The sequence below is a fragment of the Ensifer sp. genome (genome assembly GCF_031989085.1).
GTDB lineage: Bacteria > Pseudomonadota > Alphaproteobacteria > Rhizobiales > Rhizobiaceae > Ensifer.
Genome location: NZ_DALZXU010000001.1, coordinates 2,114,460 through 2,141,244, shown reverse-complemented (window position 1 = coordinate 2,141,244; position 26,785 = coordinate 2,114,460). Strand labels below are relative to the sequence as shown.

At 63.8% G+C, this 26,785-nt stretch carries 22 protein-coding genes and 1 riboswitch; of the genes, 11 read left to right on the top strand and 11 right to left on the bottom strand.

Features of this window, described 5'->3' with window-relative positions; genetic code table 11:
• The first annotated feature begins 1 nt into the window (after window position 1).
• Window positions 2-2,116 (top strand): vWA domain-containing protein, encoded by a 2,115-nt coding sequence (locus RTP54_RS10395; protein ID WP_409517098.1) that lies wholly within the window; start codon window positions 2-4, stop codon window positions 2,114-2,116.
• 280 nt (window positions 2,117-2,396) lie between these two features.
• Here the strand turns inward: RTP54_RS10395 and RTP54_RS10390 are convergent, their stop codons facing one another.
• The gene (locus RTP54_RS10390) at window positions 2,397-2,744 is read right to left on the bottom strand and encodes a hypothetical protein (RefSeq protein ID WP_312362398.1); all 348 of its coding nucleotides are present in this window, start codon (window positions 2,742-2,744) and stop codon (window positions 2,397-2,399) included.
• 128 nt (window positions 2,745-2,872) lie between these two features.
• Here RTP54_RS10390 and RTP54_RS10385 point away from each other — a divergent pair, with 128 nt between their 5' ends.
• Entirely contained in the window at window positions 2,873-3,508 is a 636-nt protein-coding gene (locus RTP54_RS10385) for a PAS domain-containing protein (protein WP_312363234.1), read from the top strand.
• A gap of 58 nt (window positions 3,509-3,566) precedes the next feature.
• A complete protein-coding gene (locus RTP54_RS10380; protein WP_312362396.1) occupies window positions 3,567-4,721 on the top strand; it encodes a pyridoxal phosphate-dependent aminotransferase in 1,155 nt (384 codons plus the stop codon).
• Window positions 4,722-4,914: 193 nt separating this feature from the next.
• Here RTP54_RS10380 and bmt read toward each other — a convergent pair whose 3' ends face one another.
• Entirely contained in the window at window positions 4,915-5,931 is a 1,017-nt protein-coding gene (gene bmt, locus RTP54_RS10375) for a betaine--homocysteine S-methyltransferase (RefSeq protein WP_312362394.1), read from the bottom strand.
• A gap of 83 nt (window positions 5,932-6,014) precedes the next feature.
• Entirely contained in the window at window positions 6,015-7,364 is a 1,350-nt protein-coding gene (locus RTP54_RS10370) for an O-antigen ligase (RefSeq protein WP_312362392.1), read from the bottom strand.
• A gap of 386 nt (window positions 7,365-7,750) precedes the next feature.
• Here RTP54_RS10370 and RTP54_RS10365 point away from each other — a divergent pair, with 386 nt between their 5' ends.
• Window positions 7,751-8,617: a D-alanyl-D-alanine carboxypeptidase family protein gene (locus RTP54_RS10365; protein WP_112811047.1), complete on the top strand. Its 867-nt coding sequence runs from the start codon at window positions 7,751-7,753 to the stop codon at window positions 8,615-8,617.
• Between the two features lie 133 nt (window positions 8,618-8,750).
• On the opposite strand, the gene RTP54_RS10360 is transcribed toward RTP54_RS10365, so the two are convergent.
• The 4 genes from RTP54_RS10360 to RTP54_RS10345 form a co-directional block, all read right to left on the bottom strand.
• Complete coding sequence (locus tag RTP54_RS10360) at window positions 8,751-9,797, bottom strand: glycine betaine/L-proline ABC transporter ATP-binding protein (protein WP_312362389.1); 1,047 nt, start codon at window positions 9,795-9,797, stop codon at window positions 8,751-8,753.
• Entirely contained in the window at window positions 9,790-10,701 is a 912-nt protein-coding gene (locus tag RTP54_RS10355) for an ABC transporter permease (RefSeq protein ID WP_112811045.1), read from the bottom strand. The genes RTP54_RS10360 and RTP54_RS10355 overlap by 8 nt, the downstream gene beginning before the upstream one ends.
• A 274-nt stretch (window positions 10,702-10,975) precedes the next feature.
• Window positions 10,976-11,974, bottom strand: a complete 999-nt coding sequence (locus tag RTP54_RS10350; RefSeq protein WP_112811044.1) for an ABC transporter substrate-binding protein — start codon at window positions 11,972-11,974, stop codon at window positions 10,976-10,978.
• Window positions 11,975-12,785: 811 nt separating this feature from the next.
• Window positions 12,786-12,929 carry a hypothetical protein gene (locus RTP54_RS10345; RefSeq protein ID WP_112811119.1) on the bottom strand — a complete coding sequence of 48 codons (144 nt, stop codon included), beginning with the start codon at window positions 12,927-12,929 and terminating at the stop codon, window positions 12,786-12,788.
• A gap of 250 nt (window positions 12,930-13,179) precedes the next feature.
• Here RTP54_RS10345 and RTP54_RS10340 point away from each other — a divergent pair, with 250 nt between their 5' ends.
• The 6 genes from RTP54_RS10340 (at window position 13,180) to RTP54_RS10315 (ending at window position 21,950) form a co-directional block, all read left to right on the top strand.
• Entirely contained in the window at window positions 13,180-14,637 is a 1,458-nt protein-coding gene (locus tag RTP54_RS10340) for a cobyric acid synthase (protein WP_312362383.1), read from the top strand.
• 66 nt (window positions 14,638-14,703) lie between these two features.
• Window positions 14,704-15,158: riboswitch (cobalamin riboswitch) on the top strand.
• Between the two features lie 141 nt (window positions 15,159-15,299).
• Entirely contained in the window at window positions 15,300-15,824 is a 525-nt protein-coding gene (gene cobU / locus RTP54_RS10335; protein ID WP_112815658.1) for a bifunctional adenosylcobinamide kinase/adenosylcobinamide-phosphate guanylyltransferase, read from the top strand.
• A gap of 3 nt (window positions 15,825-15,827) precedes the next feature.
• Complete coding sequence (cobW, locus tag RTP54_RS10330) at window positions 15,828-16,892, top strand: cobalamin biosynthesis protein CobW (RefSeq protein WP_312362380.1); 1,065 nt, start codon at window positions 15,828-15,830, stop codon at window positions 16,890-16,892.
• A 56-nt stretch (window positions 16,893-16,948) separates the two neighbouring features.
• Entirely contained in the window at window positions 16,949-20,725 is a 3,777-nt protein-coding gene (gene cobN, locus RTP54_RS10325; protein WP_312362378.1) for a cobaltochelatase subunit CobN, read from the top strand.
• 155 nt (window positions 20,726-20,880) lie between these two features.
• On the top strand, window positions 20,881-21,525 hold the full coding sequence (gene cobO / locus RTP54_RS10320; RefSeq protein WP_112811117.1) for a cob(I)yrinic acid a,c-diamide adenosyltransferase: 645 nt from the start codon (window positions 20,881-20,883) through the stop codon (window positions 21,523-21,525).
• Window positions 21,525-21,950 (top strand): EamA family transporter, encoded by a 426-nt coding sequence (locus tag RTP54_RS10315; RefSeq protein WP_112815654.1) that lies wholly within the window; start codon window positions 21,525-21,527, stop codon window positions 21,948-21,950. Before cobO ends, RTP54_RS10315 begins: the two co-directional genes overlap by 1 nt.
• A gap of 28 nt (window positions 21,951-21,978) precedes the next feature.
• Here the strand turns inward: RTP54_RS10315 and RTP54_RS10310 are convergent, their stop codons facing one another.
• From RTP54_RS10310 to RTP54_RS10295, 4 genes are all read right to left on the bottom strand, one after another.
• Complete coding sequence (locus RTP54_RS10310; protein ID WP_312362370.1) at window positions 21,979-22,572, bottom strand: isoprenylcysteine carboxylmethyltransferase family protein; 594 nt, start codon at window positions 22,570-22,572, stop codon at window positions 21,979-21,981.
• Between the two features lie 298 nt (window positions 22,573-22,870).
• Complete coding sequence (locus RTP54_RS10305) at window positions 22,871-23,047, bottom strand: hypothetical protein (protein ID WP_162703634.1); 177 nt, start codon at window positions 23,045-23,047, stop codon at window positions 22,871-22,873.
• A 404-nt stretch (window positions 23,048-23,451) separates the two neighbouring features.
• Window positions 23,452-24,750 (bottom strand): lipoprotein-releasing ABC transporter permease subunit, encoded by a 1,299-nt coding sequence (locus tag RTP54_RS10300; RefSeq protein WP_312362366.1) that lies wholly within the window; start codon window positions 24,748-24,750, stop codon window positions 23,452-23,454.
• Window positions 24,751-25,050: 300 nt separating this feature from the next.
• A complete protein-coding gene (locus tag RTP54_RS10295; RefSeq protein ID WP_112810159.1) occupies window positions 25,051-25,836 on the bottom strand; it encodes a TSUP family transporter in 786 nt (261 codons plus the stop codon).
• A 367-nt stretch (window positions 25,837-26,203) separates the two neighbouring features.
• Here RTP54_RS10295 and RTP54_RS10290 point away from each other — a divergent pair, with 367 nt between their 5' ends.
• On the top strand, window positions 26,204-26,656 hold the full coding sequence (locus tag RTP54_RS10290) for a cobalamin biosynthesis protein (protein ID WP_312362362.1): 453 nt from the start codon (window positions 26,204-26,206) through the stop codon (window positions 26,654-26,656).
• Window positions 26,657-26,785: the final 129 nt, after the last annotated feature.

The window sequence follows — 26,785 nt, the reverse complement described above, 5'->3', positions numbered from 1 at the left end:
CATGACCGACGAATTCGACAAGCTCTCCGGGCGGACTGCGCCAAAGGCTTCGAACGAGGCACGCGCCCGCGCGCTTTCGGCCGCCATGCAGGCCTTCGACCTCGCCGAAGAAAATTCGACCAGCACCCAAGGATCGGTGCCGCCGGTTCGTCAAAGCTCCATCTTCAACCGGATATGGAGCCCCATCATGAACAGGAAACTGCTTGCTGGATCGGCACTTGCCACGCTGCTGGTCGTGCCTGCCGCCGCCTTCCTGACGCTGGAACTGACGCGCAACACGGCGCTTCCGGGGGGGAGCGGCACGGAAATCGCCGTCAAGGAGGAGCCGAGACAGAAGGCCGTGCCACTTGCGAAACCGTCCTCGACGGCAGCGACGGTGGACGAGAGCCTGGCTGCGGCCAAAAAGTCGGAGGCCTCCGGTTCGCCGGCACCTGAAAACACCGACAGCAAGGCGAAGGCAACGGCCGACGAGCCGGAAATTGCCCGGTTGCTGACACGCGCCCGTGAACAGGAGACCGTCGAGGTTCAATCCGCACCGCAGGCTGGGAGCCCGGCGCCCACGGCTGCGGCCGAAGCGGATGCCATGGCCAACCAGATGATGAGCGACAGCGCCGCACAGCTTTCGGTCGCCGCGCCGATCGTATCGCCGGACATGCAGCCGGCACCGCCGGAAAACCGCGAGCGCTTCGGCAAGGGCGAGAACAATCCGGTCAAAAGCGTCGCCACCGATCCGGTATCGACCTTCTCGGTCGATGTCGACACGGCTTCCTATGCCTTCGTGCGCCGCTCGCTGATGGAGGGCCAGGTGCCGGATCGCGATGCCGTGCGGGTGGAGGAGATGGTCAATTACTTCCCCTATGACTGGCCGCGCCCGGCCTCTGCCGCCGAACCGTTCAAGGCGACGGTGACGGTGACGCCGACACCCTGGAATGGTGGCACGCGGCTGATGCATGTGGCGATCAAGGGCTATGACGTCGTACCGGCTGAGGCGCCGAAGGCGAACCTGGTGTTCCTGATCGACGTTTCCGGCTCGATGGACGAGCCCGACAAGCTGCCGCTTCTGAAGGCCGCCTTCCGGCTGCTCGTCGAGACGCTGAAGCCGGACGATACCGTCTCGATCGTCACCTATGCCGGCAATGCCGGCACGGTGCTGGAGCCGACGGCCGTCAAGGACAAGGCTAGGATACTGCAGGCGATCGACACGCTGCAGCCGGGCGGGTCGACGGCGGGTGCCGAGGGCATCGATGCGGCCTATCGGCTGGCGGAAAAGGCTTTCGTCAAGGGCGGCGTCAACCGGGTGATGCTGGCAACCGACGGTGACTTCAATGTCGGGCCGGCCAGTGACGACGACCTCAAGGCGATGATCGAGACGAAGCGCAAGAGCGGCATCTTCCTGTCGGTGCTCGGCTTCGGCCGCGGCAACTACAACGACGCGCTGATGCAGACGATCGCCCAGAACGGCAACGGCACCGCCGCCTATATCGACACGCTGGCCGAGGCGCAGAAGACACTGGTGGAGGAGGCGGGCGCATCACTCTTCCCGATCGCCAAGGACGTCAAGCTGCAGGTGGAGTTCAATCCGGCTGCCATCGCTGAGTACCGGCTGATCGGCTACGAGACCCGGGCATTGAAGCGCGAGGATTTCAACAACGACAAGGTGGATGCCGGCGACATCGGTTCTGGCCACAGTGTGACCGCGATCTATGAGGTGACGCCGAAGGGCAGCCCGGCGGTGCTCACCGACGAGCTGCGCTACAAGGCGGCGCAGAAGACCGCGGCCGATGCCACCGCCAACGCCGGCGAACTCGCCTTCCTGAAAATCCGTTACAAGAAGCCGGACGGCGACAGCAGCGCGCTGATCACGACGCCGGTCACGGAGGCGAACGCCGTGCCCTCGCTCGCCGAGGCGCCGGCCGATGTGCGCTTCTCGGTGGCGGTCGCCGCCTTCGGGCAGAAGCTTTCGGGCGTCAGCGCGCTTTCGGACTATTCCTACGACGCCGTCGTCGATCTCGCGGCCGCGGCAAAGGGAGCCGATCCGTTCGGCTATCGCAGCGAGTTCGTCAATCTGGTCAGGCTTGCCAAGGGTCTTTCGGGCGGAGGCAACTCGGCCAACTGAGGGGCGGCAGGGCCTTGGCGCTGCTCCGCCGACACCCGCGCGCGGCCGCTCATCCGGCTGCCGCCACCTTCTCCCCGTCGGCGGGGAGAAGGGACGAGCGGCTGCGGCATTGCCTATGGCGACGGCCGAAATCTGACAATGAAGCACTGAGATTTGGGAAACGCTGGGATTTGGGAAACGCTGGGATTTGGCACCCAAGGGTGCGCACAGCGGCTCTGTCTCCGCGTGCGGGGAGAGATGTCCGGCAGGACAGTGAGGGGATGTATCAGGCGCGGTCGCCTCACGCCTTCGGAAAGGCGCGCTCCAGGCCGCCGGATTTTGTCAGGCCCATCTTGAACGCCTGGTAGGCCGGGTGCTGGCTCGCGCGGGCGGCTTCCATCAGGCGCATCTGCAGCCGGGCCGGGGCCTCGTTGCCGAGCCACTGTCCGAGCTTGTCGAGCTTCAGCGTGTTGAGAAAGCGGGCTTCGGAGGCGATATCGAGATAGCGGTAAAGCCCATCCAGCAGCCGGTCGTCCTGCTCGGGGTTTTCCATCAGCAACCGCACGAAGGCCTGGTCCGCTTCGCCGAAAGAGGAAAGCTTTTCGGCAACGGTGTCCCGGTCGGGAAAGGAAGCGGGGCCAGCGTTCATGTCGGTCTCTCCAGGCGAATCTCGTTTCAATCGGGATAGGACAGGGTCGCCGGGCGCGCAAGCGTCGATGAAATTGTACTAAGCATCCAATATTGACAAAAATTCCAGAATCGTTCATTCCGTTGGCCATGAACCTGGAACCTGCCATCCCCTTCGATATCGCCATGCACGCGCCTTCGGCCGCAGCGATCAGCGCCTTGCTCTATCCGCATGCGGAGGTCGTGCTGCATGATCTGGGAAGCGGCACGGTGGCGGCCATATGGAATGCGTCCTCGGGGCGCGTCGTCGGCGAGGACTCTCTGATCGAGGATACGTTCGGCACGGTCTCGGGCGAGGAAAGCGTGCTTGGCCCCTATGAAAAGACCGGCGCCGACGGCCGGCGCGTCAAGTCGGTCTCGGCGGTGCTGCGCGATGCCAGAGGCAAGGCCGCGGGGCTGCTCTGCATCAATCTCGACGTCTCGATGATCGACAATGCGCTGCAACTTCTATCCGCCTTTGCCGGCGCGGCGCAGCCGCGGCCTCAGGCGCTGTTTTCGCGCGACTGGCGCGAGGAGATCAACGCCTCGCTGCATGATTGGCTGAAGGAGCGGGGCATCGCGCTTGCAGCGCTCAAGCGGGCGGATCGCGTCGCGCTCGTTGCCGCACTTGAGGAGCGCGGTCTGTTCAAGACCCGCAACGCGGTGGATCATCTGGCGAGCCTCATCGGCACCTCGCGCGCCTCGATCTACAATTATCTCGCTGCCGCCCGCAGCGATGCTTCCTGATCCCGACGAAGACAATCATGTCGCCTGTCCCAAGGACGCAGCGACCGGAGGACCCGATATGACAACCCTGCCAGACTTCCGCCTCGAAACGCATTTCTCCCGCTGGGAGTTCAAGGCGCGCCATCACATGACAGCGAGCGATGCCGAAACCATCTCCATGGGTGAATTGCTGGCGCTGGCAGACGATGCCGACCGGGAAGCCTGGGACAAGCTCACGCTCGGCTACACCGAGACCTACGGCGCGCCAGCGCTGCGGACTGCCATCGCTTCGACCTATAGCGGGCTTTCGGCCGACGACATCCTCTGCTTTGCCGGGGCGGAAGAGGGGCTCTACTGCGCCATGCTGGCGCTGCTGGGGCCTGAAGACCACGCCATTGTTACCGTGCCCAACTACCAGTCGATGGAAACGCTGCCGGTAACGATCGCCGCGTCGGTCAGCGGCGTGCCGCTGCGCCCGGAAAACAACTGGCGGCTGGATCTAGCCGATGTGCGCGCGGCGCTGCAGCCGAACACGAAACTGATCGCCGTCAACTTTCCCAACAATCCGACAGGCTCGATCGCCGATCAGCAGACCTACAGGGCTCTGGCCGAGCTCTGCGTCGAGCGCGGCATCCATCTCTTCAGCGACGAGGTCTATCGCGGCCTCGAACGCGACCCGGCGCTCCGGCTGCCGCAGGCGGCCGAGCTGTTCGAGCGCGGAATCTCGCTCAATGTCATGTCCAAGGCCTATGGCCTGCCGGGCCTGCGCATCGGCTGGATCGCCTGCCGCGATCATCACCTGCTCGAGCGCATGGAGAAGATGAAGCACTATCTGTCGATCTGCAATTCGCGTCCGTCGGAGGTGCTGGCGACCATCGCGCTCAAGGCGCGCGAGACGCTGCTGGCCAGAAACCGCGCTCTCTGCGCCACGAACCTGGAAAAGCTCGGCGCTTTCCTTGCCGACTTCCCCGATCTCTACGAATGGCGGGAGCCGGACGGTGGTTGCGTCGGCTTTGCCCGCTATCTCGGGTCGGACGGCGTCGAGAGCCATTGCCGTCGCCTGGTGGAGGAGGCCGGCGTCCTGCTGCTGCCTTCGAGCCTGTTCGTCTCCGATCTGCTGCCCGTTGCCCAGGATCGCTTCCGTGTCGGCTTCGGCCGCCGGAACATCAAGACCGGGCTCGCGGCATGGCGTCGGCACCTTCTGGCGGGTGGCGTGGCGAAACGCATCGCCTGAATCCCGCAGGGCAGCCCGCAGAAGCGGCGAACCCTGATGGGTGTCCGCACGTCATGCCGGCCTTTGCCATCAGGGGATGATGCCGAAGGCGTACCGCAATTTCGGCAAGCGCCTCGATCAGGCGCCGCAGGTAAAAAAACGCTCCGGATCGTGTGATGCCGGAGCGTTTTCTTATCGTTGGTTCAGGGGCCGGTCAGCCCCGGCGGCCTCGGCGCTCGCGGGCAGGCGCCGACGGGCCTTCGTTGGCGGTCTTGTTGCGCAGCGGGCCGATCCTTTCGATGATCACATCGAGCGTCGGGCGCTCGCGCGGCGAATGCTCGTCAAGCGCGACGCGCATGGCGGCGAGGTGGCCGCAGGTGGTGCCGCAGCAGCCGCCGATGATCTTCGCGCCGGCATCGGCGGCCAGGCGCGCATATTCCGCCATCAGCGGCGGCGTGCCGGAGTAATGGATCTCGGAGCCGCGGAATTCGGGAATGCCGCAATTGCCCTTGACGATCACGGTTGCCTGCGGGTTTGCCGAGGTCATGTCGAGCAGCGAGGACAGGATGTCGGACGCGCCGACGCCGCAATTGGCGCCGACGGCGACCGGGCCGTCGCCCAGGTCCTTGGCGACATCGTGGATGTCCTTGGGGTGCAGGCCCATCATCGTCTTGCCGGCGGTGTCGAAGGAACCGGTGTAGACATAGGGCAGGCCGACCTTGGCGGCGGCTTCAGCTGCGGCGCGGATCTCGTCAGGGGACGACATCGTCTCGATCCAGGCGACTTCGGCGCCGCCGGCCTTCAGGCCTTCCATCTGCTCGACGAAGGCGAGGACCGCGTCTTCATAGGACAGCGCGCCGAGCGGGATCAGCAGTTCGCCGGTCGGACCGACGGAACCGGCGGTGATGACCTTGCGCGACGCCTTGTCGGCGACGGCGCGAGCGATTTCGGCTGCGCGCTTGTTGAGCGCGTAGACGCGATCCTGGGCGTGGTGCAGCTTCAGCCGGTGGCGCGTGCCGCCGAAGGAATTGGTCAGGATGATGTCTGCGCCGGCATCGACGAAGTCCTGGTGCAGCTTGGTGATGTTCTCCGGCCTGGTCTCGTTCCAGATCTCAGGCGCTTCGCCCGCTTCCAGACCCATCGCGAACAGCGAAGTCCCGGTGGCGCCATCGGCGAGAAGAACGCCCTTTTCGGCGATGAGGTCGGAGAGAACATTGGCGGCAAGGGTCATCGGCTTTTCCCGGCTAGAATGAATGAAACAAGATATAAAGATATCTTTATGTCTTTGCAAGCATTGGTGCGGCGGGCAGGCGACTATTGTTCGCTGCGCAGGCCCATGCGGCCGGCAAGGCCGAGGCCGAAAACCGCCAGTGCCGTCAGGAGCCACATCGGGTCGGCGCGGTTGAGGAAGAAGCTTTCGAGCATGGCGTTGTAGGTCATGAAGATGACGACCATGACGCAGAAATCGGCAAAGGCGCCGCCTTGCGGGCGGCGCGCGGCGCGGATGTAGTCGAACAGCGGTTTGACGAACAATAGCAGCGTCATGAGGATGCCGCCGGGCAGGCCGAACATCAGTGCGGCGTCGAGATAGCTGTTGTGGCCGGTCACGATGCCGCGCACGTCCCAGCTGGCTTCGAAATTTGCCTCGAGGCCCATGATGACAGGCGAGAGCCAGAAGCTGGAATAGCCCTGGCCGAACCATGGGTGATCGGCGATGCTGGCGCTTGCGAATTTCCAGATGTCGTCGCGACCGGTGAAGGTGGCGTCGTCGATGATTGCGCGGGTCGCCGCCAGCAGGGCGTCGGAATAGATCGTGCCGAGCGTGAGGCCGAAGATCATCACCGACATGGCAATATGCGCGGCGATCATCAGGCCCGGGCTGCGCAGCGCGCGCCCGGCAAGCACCAGCGCGATGGCGATGGGCAGGAAGCCTATGGTGGTCTTGGAGCCGGTGTGCAGCACGAAATTGAACGACAGCAGCGCTATGGCCCAGCCGCGAAGCGTGGCGCCGGAGCGTGCGCAGTAGATGCCGAACACGCACAGGATCGAAAAGACCGGGGCCGAGACGTTCTTGTGCAGGAGATGGCCGCGCCAGAAGCCGGCATGCCAGGGCTCGCCGCCGTCGGCCGAATGGATGGCAAGGTCCGGCGCGACGATCAGCGCCGCATAGTCGATCAACACGATCAGCAGGATGGCATTGGCTCCGGCATGAACGAAATCCTGCTCGCTGCGCGGCAGCACCAGGACGCCTGCCACCATGATCATGGCGATGAGGCTGAGCGTCAGGCCGCGGGCGGAGGCTGCGGGGTCGTAGGATTGCAGGCAGGAGAAATAGGCGATGGCGAAAACGGCGACCCAGGCCGGTGAGATCAACCGCGCCAGCACCCGCCGGTCGACGACGAGCAGCATGGCAGACAGGTAGACGACGCCGAGCACGAGGTAGCCGATCTGATTGACGATGTTGCCGTCATTGCCGGCATTCGGGTCGACCTCCACCGCACCCTGAAACGGCATCAGCGTGAAGACCATGAGGAAGAGCCCGAGGCCCGACAACAGCGATGCAAGGTGACGGGTCAGTTGCGTCAGCCCGGCGTCGCTGCTCGACAGCGCCGGCACCGGGTACCGTCGTGTAGAAGAAACTGCCGTGGCGGTGGGTGTTTGCATCAGAACGCCGAGATCGCTTTGACGGGGCGCCGCCGACACGGCGCCGCCTCCGGTTTCCAGTCCTGCCTGCACTCGCACCGAGCGGGCCGGGACCAGCCACCAAACATGGCGCAATTGGGTTAAAGCGGAATGAAACGGGCCTTGCCGCCGGGTGGCTGCCGATGCGCTGGTGCCTGAAGGTTACCGCGGTCGCCACGCCTGGCCCCTGTCATCCGACCGGTCAATGCCATTGTGGCCGAAGCGCGGCGGTCGCTCACGACGAAAAGCCGCAGCCTATAGGCGATTGCGGCCCGGCTGCTATCGCTGTAAAAGGCCGAACTTATGTAGTTGCTCGCGTGCCCGCGGATATCGCGCGCTGATCGATAGCCTCAAACGAGAAGAACATCATGAACTTCAAACTCCGGACACTCGCGTCGGCGGCCGTTTCACTTGGTCTGCTGCTTGGCGGTGCGTCCCATGCCTTCGCCGGAAAGGCGCATCTGGTTCTCGACGCGCAGACCGGCACGGTCCTTGAGGCCGAAAACGCCGACGTGCTCAACTATCCCGCCTCGCTCACCAAGATGATGACGATCTACCTGGCGTTCGAAGCCCTTCGCGATGGCCGGTTGACCTGGGATCAGCGGCTGACGATGTCGGAAAATGCCAACAGCAAGGAGCCGTTCAAGCTGGCGGTCGGTGTCGGGCGCACCGTGTCCGTGCGCGAAGCCGTCATGGGCATGATCGTGCTGTCGGCCAACGATGCGTCCATTGCCATCGGCGAGCAACTGGCAGGCACCGAAACCGCTTTTGCCACTATGATGACGGGTAAGGCACGCCAGCTCGGCATGGCCAGCACCGTGTTCAAGAACGCCAACGGCCTGCCGGATCCCGAACAGGTAACGACTGCGCGCGACATGGCGACGCTCGGCATTGCCCTGATGCGCGATTTTCCGCAGGAGTTCACGCTGTTTTCCAACCGCCGGATCGAGTTCCGGGGCATGAAGCTTCGCGGCCACAACAATGTGATGAACCGCTACGCCGGTGCCGATGGCATCAAGACCGGTTACACGCAGGCCTCTGGCTACAATCTGGTCACCTCGGCGACCCGCGACGGCAAGCGCCTCGTCGGCGTCGTCATGGGCGGCGAGACTGCCGAAAAGCGCGACAATCAGATGATCGACCTGCTCGACAAGTATTTCCCTGCACGTGAAGACTCGGCGTCTTCCGCAAGCGCCGTCGAGCCGGCTGCAGCCGAAACGACGACCACCAACTGAAGACGGCTGGCATCGGCCTCGCGTCAACGCGGGGGCCGATGCCTCACGCCTGCCTGACGGCAAGCGCGTCGTCCGGGTTAACGTGCCGGCGAGGCGGTTTGGCGATCGCCGGCCTTAGAGCGCGTGCGGCGCTTTACGCAGCCCTCTTGTCCTCATGGCTGGTCGGCGTCACCATGGCCGAGATGATGGTCTGCAGATCGAGCGTACCGACCGGGCGACCATTCTCGTCGACGACATGGGCCGTGTTGAGGTGGGCGCCGGTCATGGCGCGGGCGGCCGATTCCAGCACGGTGCCCATCGCCAGCGGCAAGCCTTCCGGGTTTCCGGCAAGCGGCCGCATGATCGTCTCGACATTGATGACGCGTCCGCGGTTCACTTCCTTGACGAAGGCCGAGATGTAGTCGTCGGCGGGCGACAGCACGATCTGCTGGCCCGTGCCCTGCTGAACGACGCGGCCGTCGCGCAGGATGGCGATCTTGTCGCCGAGCCGGAGCGCCTCGTCGAGATCGTGGGTGATGAAGACGACGGTCTTCTTCAATTCCTTCTGCAGGTCGAGAAGCACGGTCTGCATGTCGACACGGATCAGCGGATCGAGCGCCGAATAGGCCTCGTCCATCAGCAGGATGTCGGCGTCGTTGGTCAGTGCCCGGGCAAGGCCCACGCGCTGCTGCATGCCGCCCGAGAGCTGGTTCGGATAGTGATTCTCGAACCCCTTCAGCCCGACGCGCTCGATCCAGCCGCGCGCCCGCTTTTCGCTCTCGGCCTTGCCGACGCCCTGGATCTCAAGGCCGTAGACCGTGTTGTCGAGAACGGTGCGGTGCGGCAAAAGCGCGAATTTCTGGAACACCATCGCCGTCTTGTGGCGACGGAATTCGCGCAGGTCGTTGTCGCTCATCTGGCAGACGTCGACACCGTCATAGAGCACTTCGCCCGCGGTCGGGTCGATCAGCCGGTTGATGTGGCGGATCAGCGTCGACTTGCCCGAGCCCGAAAGCCCCATGACCACCATAACGCCGCCGGCCGGCATCGAGATGTTGATGTCCTGCAGGCCGAGCACGTGGCCGTGTTTCTCGTTGAGCTCCGCCTTGCCAAGGCCCCGCTTGACCGCATCGACATAGTCGCCGCCATTGGGGCCGAAGATCTTGTAGAGGTTCTTCACCTCGATCGCGTGACTAGCCATGGATAACCTCCGAATGCTTCTGCAGCCGCCTGCCGAAGGCCTGGCTGGTCCGGTCGAAAATGATGGCGATGCCGACAAGGGCGAAGCCGTTGAGGAAGCCGACAGTGAAGAACTGGTTGGCGATCGCCTGCAGCACGTTCTTGCCGAGACCGCCGACACCGATCATCGATGCGACGACGACCATGGCCAGCGACATCATGATGGTCTGGTTGATGCCGGCCATGATGGTCGGCAGCGCCAGGGGCATCTGCACGTTCTTCAGTTTCTGCCAGGCAGAGGACCCGAAGGCGTCGGCCGCCTCGAGCACTTCCTTGTCGACGAGGCGGATGCCGAGATTGGTGAGCCGGATCATCGGCGGCACGGCATAGATGACGACGGCGATCAGGCCCGGCACCTTGCCGATGCCGAAGATCATGACCACGGGGATGAGATAAACGAAGCTCGGCATCGTCTGCATCACGTCGAGCACCGGATTGACGATCGACTGTACCCGGTCGGAGCGGGCCATCAGAATGCCGATCGGGATGCCGATCAGGATCGAGATCAGCGTACAGACGGTCACCATCGCCAGCGTAATCATCGTGTCGTTCCAAAGACCGACGAGGCCGATGGCGATCATCGACAGCGCCGTGCCGATGGTGATGTTGATGTTGCGGCTGCCGTAATAGACCACGGCGACCATGACGATCAGCACCAGGATCCAGGGCGACGCCACGAACGCGCCCTCGAGATAATTCAGGAACCACTGAAGCGGCTGTACGACCGTATCGATGGCGTCGCCATAGGAACGGACGAACCCTTTGAAGCCATCGTCGATGGTCTTGCGCGCGAGCCGGATCGTTCCGTCGTCGATGGCAGGGAACTTGCAGAGCAACGCTGGCAAGACACTGCAGATGGATGCCATATTTTTCCCCTTCTTGGCCGGAAGTCTTATGACGCCGACTGCGTCTCCGGACCGGTCGTTGCCGATCTCCTGCGCAGACTTGACGAGTGACCTCTTCGGGTCCCGGCGTGAGAAATGTGACAGCGGAACGTGTCGCCCGCTTTACTGAATGCGACGCGAACCGAGCCCGTTCGTCGTCGGAAGCGTCGCCGTCGTGCCCGGTTACCCAGGCTGCCGGCGAAGACGCCGATGCAGGCGACCGCTTTTTTCGCGGGCGCCTGCATCGGCAATCGCATCAAAGCGCAGCCTTGACCTTCTCGGCCACTTCCGGGCTCACCCAGGTGGTCCACATGTCGGGGAACTCGGCGAGGAAATGCTTGGCCGCATCCTCGTTGGTGCCCTGGTTCTCATCCATCCAGGCGAGAACCTTGTTGACCGTGCCGTTGTCCCACTTGCGCGCCTTGACGTAGTCCATGGCGACGCCCGCCTTGTCGGCGAAGGACTTGGTCACGACCGTGAACACGTCGGAGACCGGGTAGGAGTTGACCTTCGGGCTCGGGCAATCGGGAACCGCCGAGCAGGCGTCCCATTCCTTCTTGTCGTGGTCGACGCCGAAGGAGAGGCGGGTCATCTCGTATTTGCCGAGGATGGCGGTCGGTGCCCAGTAGTAGCCGAGCCAGCCGGTCTTCTTGGCAAAGGCATTGGCGATCGAGCCGTCGAGGCCAGCGGCAGACCCGGTGTCGACCAGCTGGAAGCCGGCCTTCTCGGCATCGATCGCCTTGTAGAGGTTGGCGGTCGAAACCTGGCAGTTCCAGCCCGACGGGCAATTGTGCACGGCGGCCTTGGACGGGTCTTCCGGTGCCGGGAAGAGATCGGGGTGTTTCAGCGCGTCCTGCACCGTCTTGATGTCGGGGTGGGCATCGGCGAGGAATTTCGGGATCCACCAGCCTTCGACGCCGCCTTCGCTCAAGATCTTGGCGGCCTCGATCAGCCGGCCTTCCTTGATCGCCGCGTCGAGCGGCGTGCGCACGGCGTTGACCCAGAGTTCCGGCGCCATGTCCGGCTGAGCCTTTTCGTTCATGGAGGCAAAGGTCGGCATGGTGTCGCCGGTAACCAGCGTCACGGTGCAACCGTAACCGTTTTCCAGAATGAACTTGTCCACATGCGCAGCGACGCCCGCAGATGCCCAGTTCATTTCGGCAATGCTGACTTCACCGCATTCCGCGGCCTGCGCGGAACCCGCCATGGCATAAAGGCCTGCGGCGAGAATGGTGGAAGCGAGGAGTTTCTTCATGTTGCAAGACCTCCCAGTCTTTATCTGCAGCCAACGATCGAACGGGCGTCATGGGGACGCCCTTGCATCCCGGTCACCCGACCCAAATAAGCAGCCTGGGCTTCGGCGCAGTTCACGCCAAGGGTAGCCCCGCTGCGGCGGTGATGGGAATTCGTTCTGGTCCTGGCCGCGGAACCCTGTCGCCGGCCGGATTTCCTCTATACCGCAAGCCAAGCCTAAGTATTCTCGTTGAGAAATCAACCTCTTCAATCGGAGAGGGGCGCGACCGATAGGGTAGCGGCGTCTGTCTGCGACATGGCGCAAGCGGAATTTTTCGGCTCCCGGCGGCTAAATTTAAGCATTTGCGACAATTAGTGCCGCAAAATTTAGCGCTCGCCACAATGCTGGTTTCCGGTCTGTTGCATTGAGGACCTTTCCTGTCTCGAATGCGTCACGCGCAAATTTTGCGAATGTCGCGAAAAACATTCAAAAAAAGCCGGAATTCATCTTTCGTTAAATCCTCAATAACCATCCGGTAACGATGTCCGGCTAATTGTTGTTGCGCGGCAGGAAACGGCCGCCGACCCGGATCAAGGTAGTGCGTCCCGGGTTTGAAGCGAGCCTCCGGTGTGTATTTCCGGAGTGACCAGTGTTTTTTGGAAGCCGCATCCCTCGAGAGAGGTCGATGCGGCTTTCGCGTTTATGGCCGTTGACGGTGATCGACGGACCAAAAAAAACCGTCTCCACGAGGGGAGACGGCTGGAGGAGGAGGCGTTAGCTGCTGAAATGCGAAGCCTTGGCCAATAGGACGCCCGGGGACCGGGCCATCGGGTCAGCCGACGTTGGACGTGCGGATGAAGCCGAGCGGTCCGAAGGGAGCGTCGAGAACGACGTTGCGGACGCGCGACTGACTGGCGGGGACCTTGGAATTCCAGGCGATCTGAACGAAATTGGGCTTGCTGAAGATGTACAGCATGGACATGGACCTTGAGAGGCCGGACCCCATTGGTCCGGTATGTGTTTCGGTGGCGCTGATATAGGCTCGCCGCAAGCGAAATTGAATGCCAAACTCGTCACAGGATGTCGCAATTACGCTAGTTTCGGAGAGAAACTCGACAAGCTTGATTAGCGACCGAAACAGTCCGTCATCGACGCGCCGCAAATGCGGCGAAATCTTGTCAAAGCAGGGCTTTGCGCCCGATCAAATCGATGTTACCCGTGGCGCCATGACACGCAAGATCATGCTGCAGGGAACCGGCTCGGATGTCGGAAAATCGGTATTGGTGGCAGGCCTCTGCCGGCTCGCTTCCAATCGCGGGTTGAAGGTCAGGCCGTTCAAGCCGCAGAACATGTCGAACAATGCCGCGGTGTCTGACGACGGCGGCGAAATCGGCCGGGCGCAGTGGCTGCAGGCGCTGGCTGCCCGCGTGCCGTCCTCCGTGCACATGAACCCGGTGCTCCTGAAGCCGCAGTCGGATGTCGGCAGCCAGATCGTGGTGCAGGGCAAGGTCGCAGGGCAGGCGCGCGGGCGCGAATATCAGGCGCTGAAGCCGAAATTGCTCGGCGTGGTCATGGACAGCTTCGAGCAGATTTCGGCCGGCGTCGATCTTGTCGTCGTCGAAGGCGCGGGGTCTCCGGCCGAGATTAATCTGAGGGCCGGCGACATCGCCAATATGGGCTTTGCGACCCGTGCGGACGTGCCTGTCATCCTCGTGGGTGACATCGACCGCGGCGGTGTCATCGCCTCGCTGGTCGGCACGCATGCGATCCTGCCGGCGGACGACCGGCGCATGATCTCAGGCTATCTCATCAACAAGTTCCGTGGCGACGTCACCCTGTTTAATGACGGCATTGCCGCCATCGGCGGCTACACCGGCTGGCCCTGCTTTGGCGTCGTGCCGTGGTTGAAGGCGGCGGGCCGGCTGCCGGCGGAGGATTCCGTCGTGCTCGAAAAGCGCGTGCGCGGCGAGGGGCGGGCGCTGAAGGTCGTCGTTCCCGTGTTGTCCCGTATCGCCAATTTCGACGATCTCGATCCGCTCGCCGCCGAGCCGGAGGTCGAGCTCGTCTTCGTGAAGCCAGGCAACCCGATCCCGGCAGATGCGGGTCTCGTCGTCATTCCCGGGTCGAAATCGACCATTGCCGACCTGAAGGATCTGCGCGCGCAGGGCTGGGACGGCGACATCAAGCGCCATGTCCGGCGCGGTGGCCGGGTTATCGGCATCTGCGGCGGATACCAGATGCTCGGCCGGCGCGTCACCGATCCGCTGGGGATCGAGGGGCGCGACCACGAAATCGCCGGGCTCGGTCTGCTCGATATCGAAACCGAGATGGCGCCGGAAAAGACCGTGCGCAACAGTCGCGCCTGGTCGCTGGAGCACGACGTGACGCTCGAAGGCTACGAGATCCACCTGGGCAAGACGACGGGCGCCGATTGCGACCGCCCTGCGGTCAGCATCGACGGCCGCGCCGATGGTGCTCTTTCTGCCGATGGCCGGGTGATGGGCACCTATCTGCACGGCCTGTTTGCAAGCGATGCCTATCGCTCGGCACTGCTGAGAAGCTTCGGGATCGAGGGCGGCATCGGCAATTATCGTCAATCGGTCGACGCGGCGCTCGACGACGTCGCGAGCGAACTCGAGGCGGTGCTCGACAGGCGTTGGCTGGAGCAGCTGCTCGGGAATTAGCCAGCGCGCCGCAATCGCGTTGTTGGCCGTCGCACGCGTCGATTGACTTTGCGCCCCCCGCTTCCTAATCATCTGGCGTTGGATGGTTTCCCCGGATCGTGGCGATGCGGGGGAATAATTGGGAATGTGACGGATGGACCCAAACCGGGCATCCTTATCGCAGCCGACCCCGCGACTGTAGAACGGTCAGGGTTCGCCATCGGGTTTGATGCCGGGTTGTCGGCCGGTTGCATGGGCAATCGGGGCAGGTCAGGGATCAAGCCGGAAAAGCCACTGGCGTGGCTTCGTGATCAGCCGGGCTGGACGCCTCTTCTTCTACGAATCGTCCGCCTTTCACGAAACCGGCCACAGCGCCGCGCATCGGAAACGACGTGCAAAGGTTCGCTGTGGCACCGGAAAGCGCCGGGAAGGTGAGGCGGGCCGTTCGGGCCCTTGCATTGTTTTCGCGTCGCGACGCGAAGCGATGCCATGGGCTCGTGACGCCGTGAGCCAGGAGACCTGCCGTCCGACAGGGGCATTCCGCCCGAAGGGAAGCCCGCTTCCCAACGCCATCACGGAGGTTGTCTTGGCTTATCGACCATTTTCCGAACGCGCCTTGAGCGCGCCGAGCTTCTGTTGCCGTTCAAAATCGCCCGCTGCGGCGACGTGAGGCGGCAAGGCAGATGAGCATTCCCCATGCCGGGCCGGTTCTGGTCCTCGGTGGCGCCCGTTCCGGCAAATCCAGCTTCTCCGAACGGCTCGTCGAAGCCTCGGGTCTCGACATGCACTATGTCGCGACCGGGCGTGCCTGGGACGACGAGATGCGCGAGCGTATCGACCATCACCGGGAAAGGCGCGGCGAGGGCTGGACCACGCATGAGGAGCCGCTCGATCTCGTCTCGCTGCTGACGCGCATCGACGGTGAGAACCGCGTGGTCCTCGTCGACTGCCTGACACTGTGGGTCACCAACCTGATGATGGAAGAGCGCGACATGGCGGCGGAGTTCGCTGCCCTTGCCGGCTTTCTGCCTGAGGCCCAGGCGCGCCTCATCCTTGTTTCCAACGAAGTCGGCCTCGGCATCGTGCCCGAGAACCGCATGGCCCGCGACTTCCGCGACCATGCCGGCCGGCTTCACCAGATCGTTGCGGAGAAATCCGCGGAAGTTTACTTTGTCGCGGCTGGATTGCCGCTGAAAATGAAGGGTTGATCCATGACCACTGCGAGAGCCAACCAGGGCAAGATCCCGGCGACCGTCATCACCGGCTTCCTCGGCGCCGGCAAGACGACGATGATCCGCAACCTGCTGCAGAACGCCGACGGCAAGCGCATCGCGCTCATCATCAACGAGTTCGGCGATCTCGGCGTCGATGGCGACGTCCTGAAGGGTTGCGGCGCTGAAGCCTGCTCGGAAGACGACATCATTGAACTCACCAACGGCTGCATCTGCTGCACGGTTGCCGACGATTTCATTCCGACCATGACCAAGCTGCTCGAGCGCGAAAACCGTCCTGACCACATCATCATCGAGACCTCGGGTCTGGCGCTGCCGCAGCCGCTGATCGCTGCCTTCAACTGGCCGGATATCCGCAGCGAAGTGACCGTCGACGGCGTCGTCACCGTGGTCGACAGCGCGGCCGTTGCCGCCGGCCGCTTTGCCGACGACCATGACAAGGTCGATGCGCTGCGCGTCGAGGATGACAATCTCGATCACGAAAGCCCGATCGAGGAGCTGTTCGAGGATCAGCTGACGGCTGCCGACCTGATCGTGCTCAACAAGACCGACCTGATCGACGCCTCCGGCCTGAAGGCCGTGCGTGACGAGGTCGCCTCGCGCACCAGCCGCAAGCCCGCGATGATCGAAGCCAAGAACGGCGAAGTGGCTGCTGCCATCCTGCTCGGCCTTGGTGTCGGCACGGAAAGCGATATCGCCAACCGCAAGTCGCACCACGAGATGGAACATGAGGCCGGCGAGGAGCACTCTCACGACGAGTTCGACAGCTTCGTCGTCGAGCTCGGCGCGATTGCCGATCCCGCCGCCTTCATCGATCGCCTCAAGAGCGTGATCGCGGAGCACGACGTGCTGCGTCTCAAGGGCTTTGCCGATGTGCCCGGCAAGCCGATGCGTCTTTTGATCCAGGCCGTCGGCGCCCGCATCGACCAGTATTACGACCGGGCCTGGGTGGCCGGCGAAAAGCGCGGCACCCGCCTCGTGGTCATTGGCCTGCACGATATGGACGAAGCAGCCGTGCGCGCTGCCATTACCGCGCTCGTCTGACGCCTTGAATCAACGCCGTTCCGGGAACACCCGGACCGGCCTGAACGGATAGAACAATGCATCTGCTTCTCGCCCAGAAAGGAACGATCGCCGACGGCAACGAAGCGATCGACCTGGGGCAAACGCCGGCCGACGTGCTTTTCCTGTCGGCCGCCGACACCGAGCTTTCCTCGATCGCTGCGGCCCATGGCCGGCGCGGCGAGGGAGCGAGCTTGCGCATCGCCAGCCTGATGAACCTGATGCATCCGATGTCGGTCGACACTTATGTCGAGCGCACGGCGCGGCATGCAAAGCTCATCGTGGTGAGACCGCTCGGTGGCGCCAGCTATTTCCGTTATGTGCTGGAAGCATTGCATGCGGCCGCCGTCACCCACCGCTTCCAGATCGCGGTGCTGCCGGGCGACGACAAGCCGGATCCGGGCCTCGAACCGTTCTCCACGGTCGAGCCAGACGACCGCCAGCGCCTCTGGGCCTATTTCACCGAAGGTGGCGCCGACAATGCAGGTCTGTTTCTCGATTATGCCGAGGCACTGATCTCGGGGGGCGAGAAGCCGCAGCCGGCAAAGCCGCTTCTGAAGGCCGGCATCTGGTGGCCGGGGGCGGGCGTCATAGGCGTCAGCGAATGGCGGGCTCGTGTCCGGGAAAGAACGGTTACCGGGGAGGGAGCCGAACCCCCGACCATCGGGATCTGCTTCTATCGCGCCTTGGTGCAGAGCGGCGAGACGCGGCCGGTCGAGGCGCTGATCGACGCGCTTGCGGCCGAGGGCATGCGCGTGCTGCCGCTGTTCGTTTCCAGCCTCAAGGATGCCGTTTCGGTCGGCACGCTGCAATCGATCTTTGCCGAGGCGGCTCCCGACGTGGTGATGAACGCCACCGGCTTTGCCGTCTCGTCGCCGGGCGCCGACAGGCAGCCGACGGTGCTGGAATCGACCGGCGCACCGGTGCTGCAGGTGATCTTTTCCGGCTCGTCGCGGGCGCAATGGGAGACGTCGCCGCAGGGGCTGATGGCCCGCGACCTTGCCATGAATGTCGCGCTCCCGGAGGTCGATGGCCGCATTCTCGCGCGCGCCGTCTCCTTCAAGGCGGCCTCGATCTACGATCCCAGGGTGGAAGCCAATATCGTCGGCCATGAGCCGCTTGCCGACCGGGTGCGGTTTGCAGCCCGGCTCGCCGTCAACTGGGCGAAGTTGCGCCGCGCCAGGCCGGCTGAACGCCGCATCGCCATCATCATGGCCAATTACCCCAACCGCGACGGCAGGCTCGGCAATGGCGTCGGGCTCGATACGCCTGCCGGCACAGTTGAGGTGCTGCGCGCCATGGCCGTCGAAGGCTATGGCGTCACCGATTTGCCGGCAGATGGCGACGCGCTGATCCGCTATCTCATGGCCGGGCCGACCAATGCGGTAAGCCACGACCGCGAGATCCGCGAGACAATTTCGCTGAGCGATTACAAAGCGTTCTTCGATTCGCTTCCGAAACAGATAAAGGATGAGGTGACCGGCCGCTGGGGCGCGCCGGAAGCCGATCCGTTCTTCCTCGATGGCGTCTTTGCGCTGCCGCTCGCCCGCTTCGGCGAGGTCGTCGTCGGCATCCAGCCGGCGCGCGGCTACAACATCGATCCGAAGGAGAGCTACCACTCGCCGGACCTCGTGCCGCCGCACGGCTATCTCGCTTTCTATGCTTTCCTGCGCAACCAGTTCGCAGCGCAGGCGATCGTCCACATGGGCAAACACGGCAATCTCGAATGGCTGCCGGGCAAGGCGCTGGCACTATCGGAGACCTGTTACCCCGAGGCGATCTTCGGGCCGTTGCCGCATGTCTACCCCTTCATCGTCAACGACCCCGGCGAGGGCACGCAGGCAAAGCGCCGCACCAGCGCCGTCATCATCGACCACCTGACGCCGCCTTTGACCCGGGCGGAATCCTATGGGCCGCTGAAGGACCTCGAGGCGCTGGTCGACGAATATTACGACGCCGCCGGCGGCGATCCGCGACGGCTGAGGCTCCTGAGCCGGCAGATCCTCGATCTCGTGCACGACATCGGCCTCGACCACGACGCCGGCATCGACAAGGGCGACAGCGACGACAAGGCGCTGGAAAAGCTCGACGCCTATCTCTGCGATCTCAAGGAGATGCAGATCCGCGACGGCCTGCACATCTTCGGCGTGGCGCCGGAGGGGCGGCTTCTGACCGATCTGACGGTGGCGCTCGCCCGCGTGCCGCGTGGCCTCGGCGAAGGTGTCGACCAGAGCCTGCAGCGCGCGATCGCGGCGGATGCAGGCCTCGGCTTCGATCCGCTCGATTGCGTGATGTCTGACCCTTGGGACGGATTGCGGCCGGATATCCTTGCCGAGGTTTGCGATCAGCCCTGGCGCACGGCCGGCGATACGGTCGAGCGCATCGAGCTGCTGGCGGCCTCTTTCGTGAGCGGCGAGGCGCCGGCACCGGCGGCGTGGTCGGCCACCAGCGCCGTGCTCGGCGAAATCGAGACACGGCTAAAGCCGTCGATCGTCAATTCCGGTGCTGCCGAGATGGCCGGTTTCCTGACCGGCCTCGATGGCCGCTTCGTGGCGCCCGGGCCGTCCGGCGCGCCGACGCGAGGGCGGCCCGACGTTCTGCCGACCGGGCGCAATTTCTACTCCGTCGACAGCCGCTCCGTGCCGACGCCGGCCGCTTACGAGCTTGGCAAGAAATCCGCCGAGCTGCTCATCCGCCGCTACCTGCAGGATCATGGCGAATGGCCGTCCTCCTTCGGGCTGACGGCCTGGGGCACGGCCAACATGCGCACCGGCGGCGACGATATCGCCCAGGCCATGGCGCTGATCGGCACCAAGCCCACCTGGGACATGATCTCGCGCCGGGTGATGGGATACGAGATCGTGCCGCTTGCGGTGCTCGGGCGGCCGCGCGTCGACGTGACGCTGAGGATCTCCGGATTCTTCCGCGATGCCTTCCCGGACCAGATCGCGCTGTTCGACAAGGCGATCCGCGCCGTCGGTGCGCTTGAAGAGGACGATGCCGACAACATGATCGCCGCGCGCATGCGCGCCGAGACGCAGCGGCTGCAGGCGTCTGGTGTCGAGGCAGCGGAAGCTGAGCGCCGCGCCTCCTACCGCGTCTTCGGCGCCAAGCCCGGTGCCTATGGCGCCGGCCTGCAGGCGCTGATCGACGAGAAGGGTTGGGACAGAAAAGCCGATCTCGCCGATGCCTATCTCACCTGGGGCGCCTATGCCTATGGCGCCGGCGAGGAGGGCAAGGCGGAACGGGACCTCTTCGAGGAGCGGCTGCGCACGATCGAGGCCGTGGTCCAGAACCAGGACAATCGCGAGCACGACCTGCTCGACAGCGACGACTACTACCAGTTCGAAGGCGGCATGAGCCTTGCTGCCGAGCATCTTGGTGGTGCGCGGCCGGCGATCTATCACAACGACCATTCGCGCCCGGAAAAGCCCGTCATCCGTTCGCTCGAGGAAGAGATCGGCCGCGTGGTGCGCGCCCGCGTCGTCAATCCCAAGTGGATCGATGGCGTCATGCGCCACGGTTACAAGGGCGCCTTCGAGATCGCCGCAACGGTCGACTACATGTTCGCCTTTGCCGCGACAACGGGTGCCGTGCGCGACCACCATTTCGAGGCGGCCTATCAAGCCTTCATCGTCGACGAGCGGGTCTCTAACTTCCTGCGCGACAAGAACCCGGCGGCACTCGCCGAGCTGTCCGAAAGGCTGCTGGAGGCGATCGACCGCAATCTGTGGACCCCGCGTTCCAACTCGGCGCGATTTGAGCTTGCCGGCATCGGCAATGGCGCGACCCGGCTGCGCGCCGGCAATGAATAGGGCAGTGCCGGGCGACGGTTCTCGTCCGGAATTGCGTGGAAGCAAAGACCTGGTTCCTTTTCGGTGTTCTGTGCAACGCGGAAATGGACTGACGTGAGATGAAGCGTGCGCGTGGCTTCCGCCCGAAGCCCGCTAACGGAATCGAGGGAGTGATCATGACGGACGAGACGACAATCAGCGGCGAAGCAATTGCCGAGAAGGACGACGCGCGCCACGCCATGAAGATGGCGAAGAAGAAGACGGCGCGTGAAAAGATCATGGCGACGAAGACCGACGAAAAGGGTCTCATCATCGTCAATACCGGCAAGGGCAAGGGCAAGTCGACCGCCGGCTTCGGCATGATCTTCCGCCACATCGCCCATGGCATGCCCTGCGCCGTCGTGCAGTTCATCAAGGGCGCCTGGGAGACCGGCGAGCGCGACCTGATCGAGAAGCATTTCGGCGATGTCTGCCAGTTCTATACGCTCGGCGAAGGCTTTACCTGGGAAACGCAGGACCGCGCCCGCGACGTGGCGATGGCGGAAAAGGCCTGGGAGAAGGCCAAGGAGCTGATCCGCGACGAGCGCAATTCCATGGTGCTGCTCGACGAGATCAACATCGCGCTGCGCTACGATTACATCGACGTTGCCGAGGTCGTGCGGTTCCTGAAAGAGGAAAAGCCGCACATGACCCATGTGGTGCTCACCGGTCGCAACGCCAAGGAAGACCTGATCGAGGCTGCGGATCTGGTGACGGAAATGGAACTGATCAAGCATCCGTTCCGCTCCGGCATCAAGGCGCAGAAAGGCGTCGAATTCTGATGAGCCAGAGCTGGCAGTTCTGGGCGTTGCTGTCGGCGGCCTTTGCGGCGCTGACGGCCGTTTTTGCCAAGGTCGGGGTTGCGCAGATCAACTCCGACTTCGCCACGCTGATCCGCACCGTCGTCATCCTGTTCGTGCTCGCCGGCATCGTGGCGGCAACGGGGCAATGGCAAAAACCCTCGGAAATCCCGGGCCGAACCTGGCTGTTCCTGGCGCTGTCGGGCCTTGCCACCGGCGCCTCCTGGCTTGCCTATTTCCGGGCGCTGAAGCTCGGCGATGCGGCGCGTGTGGCGCCGGTCGACAAACTGTCGATCGTCATGGTCGCGATCTTCGGCGTCCTGTTCCTCGGCGAAAAACTCAACCTGATGAACTGGCTCGGCGTGGTCTTCATCGCTGCGGGTGCACTGCTGTTGGCGGTGTTCTGATGAAGGCCGCAGGTCCGGCCGCGTGATTTCAGATCCAGCGGCGGACGCTTTTGCGATAGGCGCCATACGCCTCGCCAAAAACGCGCGAGAGGTGCGTCTCCTCCATGCGGATCTGGTAGGAGATCGAGATCCAGGCGGAAAGCGCAAGCGCGACCGAGACGACATTGGGCACCGCAAGGACCGTGCCGATCAGCGCCGCCACCATGCCGACATAGATCGGATTGCGCGAGAAGGCATAGAGGCCCGATGTCACCAGCGGCGCGTCCTGCTCCTCGGGAATGCCGATCTTCCAAGAGTGTCGCATCGCCCACTGCGACAGCATTGTCAGCCCGCCGCCAAGCACCATGAGGGCAAGGCCGCCCGCATGCACGATTGGCGTGTCGAGCGCCGGGATCCGGCCGAGCGACGCGCTGACCGCTTCGGGAAAGGCTGCGACGGCCAGAAGATGGATCACCAGCACAACCACGATCACGCGAAAGAGCTTTCCGGCAAACCCTTCCGCATCGTCGCCATAGGTCAGGACAACGGGAGAGCGGCCGGATTGCGCGCGGCGCAGGATTGCGAGCGCCAGCGTGGAAAGGCCGACGACAAGCATCAGGATAGCGGGCAGGGTGGTGAACATCGGGATCTCCGGCTGAGCGTAGTGGCAGGACGACGCTTGCAGGGCGGGAGGCTTGTCTGATCTCTCCCCCACTCTGCGCGACGCATTTTTCGCAGAGTGCAATCTCTAGTGACTAGAGGTTCAAGGGGGTGGCGCGATCGACTTTCGTCTTGGTTACCGGAAGGTCAGTTGCCGGATTTTCACCGGCGCGCGGCCGGTGAAGGGTTGGTTCCGCAGGATGTTGGCGTGAGGGTCTTCGCCTCGTGGCACGATGCCGCCGATCAGGACGACCTCGGCCCGCCTTCCGCATTGCGCCGGATCAGCGGAAGGTCTTGCCGCTCGAAGGCGTCGCCTGGCCCGAACGGTTCTTGCCCAATGCCAATTCGACCTGCTTGGCCTTGACCGATGCCCGCTTCTCCGGGGACGTCGACGATACGGCGGCAAAGGCGGAACCCGCCATGGCGAGAGATGCCACTACGGCGATGAGGATCTTCATTGGTCGTCTCCTATATACAAACCTCCCGCCCGAGTGCGGGAGACTTGGCCTAGAATGATTGCCGCGCCGGCGACATACGCCAGGTGTCGTATTTCGACAGTGCGACAGCCCGTGATCTTGACCTATGATTGCCGGAAGGCTCAGACCCGGCGACATCGGTCGCGGCGATCTTTGCCTCCGGCCAGAGGAGCGTGAAGCCAGCATCTTACCCTTGTCGGTCAACGTCGTGCCGAAGCCGGAGGTTGAGCGCGGCCCTTCTGGCAGAGCCATGGGCTCGTGGTGGCGTTGGGTTTTGTGGGCCTCGTCTTTGGCTGGTTCCTCAGTTCTCCGTCGCTCCCTTTTTGCAGTTTCTCTCTTAGAGCGAACCCGACGCCGGCCGAACGCGGGCGCTTGAACTCAGTTTGTCATTCGTAGCGCAGGGCCTGCACGGGATCGAGGCGTGAGGCGCGCCAGGCCGGGACGATCGTGGCGAGGAAGGAAAGGCTCAGCGCCATGACGATGACGAGCATGGTCTCGGCGGCGTCCATGTCGGCCGGGAGCTGGTTGAGGAAGTAGAGTTCCGGGCTGAAGATGGTGGTTCCTGAAATCCAGGAGAAGAACTGCCGGATCGCCTCGATGTTGAGGCAGACGACTACGCCGAGCAACACGCCTGCAACGGTTCCGGCCGTGCCGATCGCGGCCCCAGTCATGAAGAAGATCCGCATCACCGAGCCCGACGTCGCGCCCATCGTCCTCAGGATGGCGATGTCGCTTCCCTTGTCCTTCACCAGCATGATCAGACCCGAAATGATGTTCAGCGCCGCGACCAGCACGATCAGCGTCAGGATCATGAACATCACGTTGCGCTGGACCTCGATCGTCGCGAAGAAGGTCTGGTTGCGGTCGCGCCAGTCGCTGATGAAGATCTGCCGCCCGGCAGCATCCTCGATCGGCTGGCGCAGTTCGTCGACGGCGTCGGGGTGCTCGACGAAGATCTCGATGGATTGCGCAAGCCCTTCTGCGTTGAAGACCTGCTGCGCCTCTTCGAGCGGCATGAAGATGATGGTCGAATCGTATTCCCACATGCCGATCTCGTAGATCGCCGAAACGGTATAGGCTTTCACCAGCGGCAGCGTTACGTCGCCGGTGGCCGAAGTGAGTGTAATGGAGCCGCCCACCTGGATGCCGAGTTTTTCTGCCATGCGCGAACCGATCGCGACACCGGTGCCTGCGGCAAAGCCGACAAGGTCGCCGGACTTGATCTGCTCGGAGACCGACTTCATCTTGCCAAGATCATCGGCGCGGATGCCCCGCACGAGCGCGCCTGTCGAGCTGTCGCCGACCCCCTGCGCCAGCACCTGGCCCTCGATGAGCGGGATCGCCATCGTCACGCCCTTCACGCCGGAAAAGCGCGTGGCAAGATCGGCATAGTTGTTGAGCGGACCATCGATCGGCTGGACGATCATGTGACCGTTGATGCCGAGGATGCGCGAGATGAGTTCGGTGCGAAAGCCGTTCATCACCGCCATGACGATGATCAGCGTGGCAACGCCGAGCATGATGCCGATGAAGGAGAAGCCGGCGATCACCGAAATGAAGGCTTCCTTGCGCCGCGAGCGCAGGTAGCGCCAGGCGACCATGCGCTCGAAGGCGGAAAAGGGGCGGCTGGCGGACTTTGCGGACTGGCCAGCGGCCTGAACCTGATCTTCCGTCACGGCGGTCATCCTGGCTTCCCGGTCGCGTTACATCGTCGTGCGAGGCTTCACCCTTAGCAATCGAACATTGCCTGATGATGATCTCAACCGGCAAGCCCATCGGATCGGCGGACGCGGCGATCACCGGGCGCTGGCGTCCCGCGCATGCCGGAACAAAGAAACCGGACATCGGCCCGGTTATACGAAATCTCCATGGGTGCCCTCAGGTGACGGGCAAGGCCGCGACCTCTTCGCTGGCTGCCGCTCGACCATTGTGAGCGACAGCAGGACCGGTCTCCGCGCTCTGTCAAACCACGCCGCCGCTCCGGCTCAGAGCCCCAGCCAGATCCGCAGCGGATGCGTCGGGTCGGCGAGCAGGCGGATCGCAAGGGCGATGGAGACGACCACCAGCAGCGGCTTGATGATCTTGGCGCCCTTGGCCATGGCGTAGCGTGAACCGACCTGGGCGCCGAGGAACTGGCCGACGCCCATCATCAGGCCGACTTTCCAGAGGATGGCGCCGAAGAACAGGAAGACGGCGAAGGCGCCGATATTGGAGCCGAAGTTCAGGAATTTCGTGTGCGCGGTCGCCTTGAGCACGCCGAAGCCGGCGAGCGTGACGAAGCCGAGCATGAAGAACGAGCCGGTGCCGGGACCGAACACGCCGTCATAGAAGCCGATGAGCGGCACCAGCGTCAGCGTGAAGAGGAAAGGCGTGATGCGGCGGTGCTGATCGACGTCACCCATGTTGGGCTTCAGCCCGAAATAAAGCGCGATGGCAATCAGCAGGAAGGGCAGTATCGCCTTCAGGACATCGCCGGGAACGATGGTCGCGAGCAGCGCGCCAAGCACTGAGCCCGCCATCGACATCAGCGCCATCGGCAATTGCTCTTTCAGATTCACATGGCCCTTGCGCGCATAGGAAAGCGTTGCCGAACCCGAGCCGAACAACCCCTGCAGCTTGTTGGTGCCGAGTGTCTGCAGCGGCGGGATGCCGGCAATCAGCATGGCGGGAATGGTGATCATGCCGCCACCGCCGGCGATCGAATCGATGAAGCCGGCAATGAAGGCGGCGACGAACAGGAACACGAGCAGGTGAAAGGCGAGATCTTGCACGGCAGGGACTCAAAGGGAGAAAACGGTTGCGGGAGAGCGTCAACGCCTTGTGTCAGAGCATGAGCGGAAATGCAAAGCCCATGTTTCCGGGGTGTCGCGCACCGGTGACGGGTCCGTTCGCGACATCGGTGCAAAGGGCTGGAATTGGCCAGCTGCGACACGTCCATGCCGCAAACCGGTTTGACCCGTGCGGCCGCCTCCGGTAAAAATGACGAATGTGCGACGGCGTCCGCTTCGAGCGGACTGTAAGAGCGTCCGGTGCGGCCGACCCAGGCAGGGGGCTTTGACCGGTGCTGTCCAGACCGATCCGGACCTTTATCCGGACGGCGCTTCGTGTGAATTGCCGCGAAGGGAGCCGGGGTCGACAATGAATTCATTCAGCATAGCGCCGCCGGGGTCGCTCGTCCTCGGTCTCGGCTGCGAGCGCGGCACGCCGGCCGACGAAGTCATCGCGCTTGCACAAGTGGCTTTGGCCAGGGCGGGCGCCCGGCGCGACGATATCGGCTACGTCGCCTCGCTCGATGCACGGCGCGACGAGCCGGCGATCCACGCAGCCGCGAAACATTTTGCCGCGGAGGCCCGGTTCTTCGATGCGGCGACGCTTGAGGCGGAAGCCGCGCGGCTGGAGACCCCTTCGGCGATCGTCTTTGCCCATACCGGCTGCCATGGGGTCGCCGAGGGTGCCGCGCTCGTCGGTGCGGGCCCGGACAGCGTGCTGCTGGTTGCCAAGATCACCTCGTCGCATGCGACGGCTGCCATTGCCGGGCCAGGCGAACGCCGCCTTGTCGGCGAGCCGGCGAAAATGGCGGTCGCGCCATGACGCAGATATCTTTGGCCGAAACGTTGATAATATCGCAAAGAATTCAATTGCCTATGCGGATTTTCTGTCAATCCGAATCCGCGTCTTGCCAAAGCAGTGCAGCATCTGGCCCTGGGCAAGCTTCAGGAG

Coding starts and splice junctions, on each gene's coding strand:
- RTP54_RS10350 (WP_112811044.1), bottom strand. CDS start 11,974: ATGAAGAAACTCCTCGCTTCCACCATTCTCGCCGCAGGCCTTTATGCC.
- RTP54_RS10310 (WP_312362370.1), bottom strand. CDS start 22,572: ATGTTCACCACCCTGCCCGCTATCCTGATGCTTGTCGTCGGCCTTTCC.
- RTP54_RS10300 (WP_312362366.1), bottom strand. CDS start 24,750: ATGACCGCCGTGACGGAAGATCAGGTTCAGGCCGCTGGCCAGTCCGCA.
- cobW (WP_312362380.1), top strand. CDS start 15,828: ATGACCACTGCGAGAGCCAACCAGGGCAAGATCCCGGCGACCGTCATC.
- RTP54_RS10345 (WP_112811119.1), bottom strand. CDS start 12,929: ATGCTGTACATCTTCAGCAAGCCCAATTTCGTTCAGATCGCCTGGAAT.
- cobU (WP_112815658.1), top strand. CDS start 15,300: ATGAGCATTCCCCATGCCGGGCCGGTTCTGGTCCTCGGTGGCGCCCGT.
- RTP54_RS10360 (WP_312362389.1), bottom strand. CDS start 9,797: ATGGCTAGTCACGCGATCGAGGTGAAGAACCTCTACAAGATCTTCGGC.
- RTP54_RS10290 (WP_312362362.1), top strand. CDS start 26,204: ATGAATTCATTCAGCATAGCGCCGCCGGGGTCGCTCGTCCTCGGTCTC.
- RTP54_RS10340 (WP_312362383.1), top strand. CDS start 13,180: ATGACACGCAAGATCATGCTGCAGGGAACCGGCTCGGATGTCGGAAAA.
- RTP54_RS10395 (WP_409517098.1), top strand. CDS start 2: ATGACCGACGAATTCGACAAGCTCTCCGGGCGGACTGCGCCAAAGGCT.
- RTP54_RS10380 (WP_312362396.1), top strand. CDS start 3,567: ATGACAACCCTGCCAGACTTCCGCCTCGAAACGCATTTCTCCCGCTGG.
- RTP54_RS10385 (WP_312363234.1), top strand. CDS start 2,873: ATGAACCTGGAACCTGCCATCCCCTTCGATATCGCCATGCACGCGCCT.
- RTP54_RS10370 (WP_312362392.1), bottom strand. CDS start 7,364: ATGCAAACACCCACCGCCACGGCAGTTTCTTCTACACGACGGTACCCG.
- RTP54_RS10365 (WP_112811047.1), top strand. CDS start 7,751: ATGAACTTCAAACTCCGGACACTCGCGTCGGCGGCCGTTTCACTTGGT.
- RTP54_RS10355 (WP_112811045.1), bottom strand. CDS start 10,701: ATGGCATCCATCTGCAGTGTCTTGCCAGCGTTGCTCTGCAAGTTCCCT.
- cobN (WP_312362378.1), top strand. CDS start 16,949: ATGCATCTGCTTCTCGCCCAGAAAGGAACGATCGCCGACGGCAACGAA.
- cobO (WP_112811117.1), top strand. CDS start 20,881: ATGACGGACGAGACGACAATCAGCGGCGAAGCAATTGCCGAGAAGGAC.
- RTP54_RS10305 (WP_162703634.1), bottom strand. CDS start 23,047: ATGAAGATCCTCATCGCCGTAGTGGCATCTCTCGCCATGGCGGGTTCC.
- RTP54_RS10390 (WP_312362398.1), bottom strand. CDS start 2,744: ATGAACGCTGGCCCCGCTTCCTTTCCCGACCGGGACACCGTTGCCGAA.
- RTP54_RS10315 (WP_112815654.1), top strand. CDS start 21,525: ATGAGCCAGAGCTGGCAGTTCTGGGCGTTGCTGTCGGCGGCCTTTGCG.
- bmt (WP_312362394.1), bottom strand. CDS start 5,931: ATGACCCTTGCCGCCAATGTTCTCTCCGACCTCATCGCCGAAAAGGGC.